Source organism: Nocardia sp. No.11 (genome assembly GCF_038752175.1).
Lineage (GTDB): Bacteria > Actinomycetota > Actinomycetes > Mycobacteriales > Mycobacteriaceae > Nocardia > Nocardia canadensis.
This window is the reverse complement of record NZ_JBCGFB010000143.1, coordinates 1-4,233: the sequence shown is the minus strand read 5'-3', so window position 1 is coordinate 4,233 and position 4,233 is coordinate 1. Positions and strand designations below refer to the sequence as shown.

Annotated in this window: 5 protein-coding genes and 1 pseudogene; 2 read left to right on the top strand and 4 right to left on the bottom strand. The window is 69.5% G+C overall.

Annotation, left to right across the window (positions count from 1 at the left end; all coding sequences use genetic code 11):
- Positions 1–164 precede the first annotated feature (164 nt).
- Positions 165–791 carry a hypothetical protein gene (locus V8688_RS27875; protein ID WP_218718192.1) on the top strand — a complete coding sequence of 209 codons (627 nt, stop codon included), beginning with the start codon at positions 165–167 and terminating at the stop codon, positions 789–791.
- Positions 788–2,323, top strand: a complete 1,536-nt coding sequence (locus tag V8688_RS27870) for a hypothetical protein (protein WP_342802041.1) — start codon at positions 788–790, stop codon at positions 2,321–2,323. Before V8688_RS27875 ends, V8688_RS27870 begins: the two co-directional genes overlap by 4 nt.
- Positions 2,324–2,346: 23 nt before the next feature.
- On the opposite strand, the gene V8688_RS27865 is transcribed toward V8688_RS27870, so the two are convergent.
- The 4 genes and pseudogenes from V8688_RS27865 to V8688_RS27850 all read right to left on the bottom strand — a co-directional run.
- The gene (locus tag V8688_RS27865) at positions 2,347–2,913 is read right to left on the bottom strand and encodes an ATP/GTP-binding protein (RefSeq protein ID WP_218718203.1); all 567 of its coding nucleotides are present in this window, start codon (positions 2,911–2,913) and stop codon (positions 2,347–2,349) included.
- 22 nt (positions 2,914–2,935) lie between these two features.
- Positions 2,936–3,379, bottom strand: coding sequence for a DUF742 domain-containing protein (locus V8688_RS27860; protein ID WP_255587641.1), 444 nt, complete (start codon positions 3,377–3,379; stop codon positions 2,936–2,938).
- Positions 3,376–3,804 carry a roadblock/LC7 domain-containing protein gene (locus V8688_RS27855; RefSeq protein ID WP_218718194.1) on the bottom strand — a complete coding sequence of 143 codons (429 nt, stop codon included), beginning with the start codon at positions 3,802–3,804 and terminating at the stop codon, positions 3,376–3,378. The genes V8688_RS27860 and V8688_RS27855 overlap by 4 nt, the downstream gene beginning before the upstream one ends.
- Positions 3,805–3,833: 29 nt before the next feature.
- A pseudogene (locus tag V8688_RS27850) lies at positions 3,834–4,233 on the bottom strand (ATP-binding protein); the annotation flags it as partial.

The window sequence follows — 4,233 nt, the reverse complement described above, 5'->3', positions numbered from 1 at the left end:
CCCGCCGGGGTGCGGCCGAGACCCGCACCCCGGCGAAACCTCTTGCGGCGAAGGGACCTTCGCCGACACTCCGCCCACCGACCAACTCGGCGATACATATTGACGTTCGATGTTGATTTGTATCATACTCGCCGAATTCGTCGCTCATGAGCAGGAGGTGCCCGGTGACCGACAACGCACGGGCCGCGCTGGAGATACTCCGCGATGCGGGTCAGTTCAAGTGGTATGTCATTCCGCTCTTGCTGATGGTCATCTACATCTACGCGGTCGAGGTCGAGCGCCGGAACTGGAACGTACTGTTCGCCGGGCTGGCGCTGTGGGGCATGGACTGGTTCAACGAGATCTGGAACTCGCTGGTCTTCCACCTCACCGACCGTGCGCCGGTCTGGGGCGCGAGCGGGCCGACGGCGTATCAGATCCTGATCGGGCTCAATATCGAGATCTGCTTCATGTTCGCGATCATGGGCGTCGCGGCAGCGAAGATGCTGCCGCCCAGGCAGACCCGGATCTTCGGGCTGCCGAACCGGCCGGTGCTCATCGCGGTGAACTCCGCCGCCGCGGTCGGCGTCGAGGTGCTGCTGAACAAGGCGGGTGTGCTCACCTGGGATTGGTCGTGGTGGCAGCCGGGCTTCCCGTTCCTCATCTGGATCATCGGCTACGTGCCGTTCTTCGCCGTCTGCTTCTCCGTGTACGACCTGCCCAACGTGCGGACCAAGGCGCTGGTGGTCGGCACCATCTTCGGCATCGACGCGATCGCCCTGATCGCCTTCGGCGCGGCGGGGTGGCTGTGAGGCGCGGGCGCGCCGTCCGGCGTGGTGTGCTGCTCGCGACGGCCGGACTGGTATTCGCCGGGGTGACGACCCCCTCGGCGACGGTCGCCGATCCGGGCTGTCTGCCGGTCGGCACGGTCGGCACACCGGAAGTGACCGTCGACGAATCCACTGCCGGCCTGGCCGATCTCGCCCCCGCGACGGTCGCCCTGCCCGAGCAGGTGCACCTGCGCTCGACCACCGAGTCGTTCAACCGGCGCTGGAGCTTCGCCACCCGAGACGGCAACGTCTACGTGAAAGAGGCCACGGCCCTGGGTGGCTGGCGCACCGTGGCGCTGCCGGGCTGCCTGGCGGGCACGATCGCCGGCGTCTCGGCCGACGACGACGAGGTGATGCTGATCGACCACGACGGCCGGTTCATCACCATGGATCACGCGCTCAGCGCGCCCAGGGACTGGAATTGGAGCAGCCGCTACGGCACGCCACTGTGGACCGGGCCGGGCAACACCCTGCCGCCGGGGACGCTGACCTGGTCGTGGTCGGTGTTGTCCCCCACCGAGGACCACGTCTGGACCGACACTGCGGGCAACGAGCATCCGGTCGGCGGGGCGAAGGTGTCGCACGTGTTCGCGCTGACCCACGGTGGTCAGCGGATCCAGTACGTCGATCCGTGGCTGCCGGTGGATCACAGCTACGAGATGGGCACGCCACTGGCCGGGCGCTTCCAGGCGGTGGCCCTGTCGACCAGCGCGTCGACCTCGCTTGTCGTCAACCGGTTCGGCGACTTCTACACGCGCCTCTACGATTTCGACATCTCCGGCGCGGACAAGGTGTTCTTCCGCTACTCCTACCAGGATCAGCGCGGGCTGCCCGAAGCGCCGGACATGCCGGCCGAACGTGTCGACAGCCGCTACGCCGCTATCCAGCTGCCCGCACCGGACTGGGTCGCCCAGCCGAAGGTGCCCGGCGAGATCACCGACCGCATCTCGGTGCACCGGACCGCGCCCGGGTCGGCCGCCCGCGAGCTGCGGGTCGAGGGGCGCGACGGCGGGCGCACCGGCTACTGGCGCAAGATGCTCAGCGATCCCGCGTGGAGCTTCGTGCCCACCGATCAGCCACTCGCCGGTGCGGCACTGCAGAACTCACGGGCGAATCGGTCCGGGGAGACACTGGGACCGCCGTCGCCGTACGACTATCAGGGCGCGTCCGCGCTGGGCTGGACCGCCCGGGTGCGCTCCTTCGACCAGGCCGTCTCCGCCACTCCCCTGCGCATCGACTTCGCCGACGGCACCGGGCTCGACCTCGTCCTGCATACCGTCGACGGGTTGCGTCAGACCCCGCAGCAGCCCGGCATCACCGGCCAACCGCGCGTCTTCGACGGCACCGTCGAGGTACCCCAGCGGCTGCTCGACACCCTCGACGCCCAGCCGGTCGCGGTGCGCGAGTTCGTCGGCAACGCCCTCGGCGGCCATCGCTTCACCGACACCTCGGTCGACGTCACCGACAGCCGATTCCACGTCGCGCTGTGGGACCTCACCCTGCATCGACGCTGATGTCGCGGCACCGGGCGGCGGGTTCAGCTCACCTCCCGGTGCCGGGGCTGGACGCGATGCAGCAGGACCTGTTCGAGCAGGGCCACCAGGACGTCGCGCACGGAGTCGCGGTCGCGGGCGTCGCAGTCCAGGACCGGGATCCAGTCGTCGAGGCCCAGGGCCTCGCGGACCTCGGCGAGATCGAAATGGGTGGCGTCGTCGAAGCGGTTGACCACAACGACGAACGGGGTGTTGTGCTCCTCGAAGTAGTCCAGCACCGGGTAACAGTCCTCGACGCGGCCGGTGTCGACGACGATGACCGCGCCGAGCGCACCGTCGACCAGGTCGTCCCACAGGAACACGAAACGGTCCTGGCCCGGGGTGCCGAACAGGTAGAGGATCAGCGACTGGTCCAGCGTGATCCGGCCGAAGTCCAGCGCGACCGTGGTGGCGGTCTTGTCGGCGCGACGGCCCGGGTCGTCGACGCCGATCGACACCTCGGTCATCGACGCCTCGGTGACCAGCGGCTCGATCTCGGAGATCGCGCCGATGAAGGTGGTCTTGCCGACGCCGAAGCCGCCGCTGACCACGATCTTCACCGACGACGGCATCGCCGGTGCGGCGGTGCGGAATTCAGAGTGCCCGAACAAGATCCCTGATCCTCTCGATGGCGGCGGTCGACAGTTCCGGGGCGTCGCGGACCGACACGTGGCCCGCCGCGGCCAGGTCGCTGACGATCACCTTGGCGATGCCGACCGGAACCCGCAGGGCGGCACCGATTTCGGCGATGGAGTGCGGTCGCAGGCACAACTGCACGACGGTGCGTTCCTCGAACCGCAGCGGTGCCGACAGCGCGGACGGCGGTGCCTGAACGAGGGTTTCGATGCGCAGCCCGTCCAGCACCGGGACAGTGCGGCCCGCGGTGACCACGAACGGACGGACGAAGCGGTCGTCGACGTCGTCGCTGTCGGTGGGCGTCACCGGGACCGGCGGCGGTAACTGATCGCGCCAGCCGATGGGACGGTTCATCGGGATCATGCGCGGGTCGGGCAGCCGGGGACGATCGGGATCTCTCATCTGCGCAACGTCTCTCGCAGTTCACCGATGAGCCGTGGGTCGAGCAGCGCGCCCGCGCGTTCGGCCAGCACCGCCATCTCGTAGCCGACCAGTCCCACGTCGCAGCCGCCGTCGGCGATCACGCCGAGGCAGCTGCCGTCGCCGAGCGCCGAGACCAGCAGGAAGCCGCGCTTCATCTCGATCATGATCAGCTTCAGGCCGTCGAAGTCGTAACTGCGCGAAGCACTGCGGGCTAGGCTGGACAGGCCCGACACCATGGCCGCGAGCCGGTCGGCGCCGGTGCGGTCCAGGCCGTCGGACATGGCGATGAGCAGCCCGTCGGAGGACACGGCGACGGTGTCGCGCACCCCGTCGGTGTTGCGGACGAAGTTGCCGAGCAGCCAGTTGAAGGTGTGCGGGTCGGCGGTCGGTAGATGGGTGGTCACCGGGAGCTCCTCTGGTCGGGTCCGAACGGTCAGTGGGTCGGATCGTGCGGGGTGGGGCCGGGTCGGGTGTCGCCACCGCGTTCGTGGCCGGTGCGGAACGACGACAGCATGTTGCGCGTCTGGTCGGGGGTCCGGTCGGCGACCGGCGGCCGGTCCTGGCGGGTCACCGGTTCGCGGCGCGGACGGTCGGGCGAGCCGGTGATCTTGGCGCGCTTGCTGCGCTTCACCAGTCCGTTGCGGGTGCGTTCGACGGCGGTGGGGCCGGTCGGGTCGACGGCCGACAGATCGTGCGCGGTCGGCGACCCGGTGTGCGCGGTCGCCGCGGAATCACCGTGGGCCGCGCCGTTTCGGCCGCGGTCGACGGTGGGTGTTCCCGGTGGGGTGCCGTTGCGGACCGGGTGCACGCCGGGCACCGGCGCCCGGCCGTTG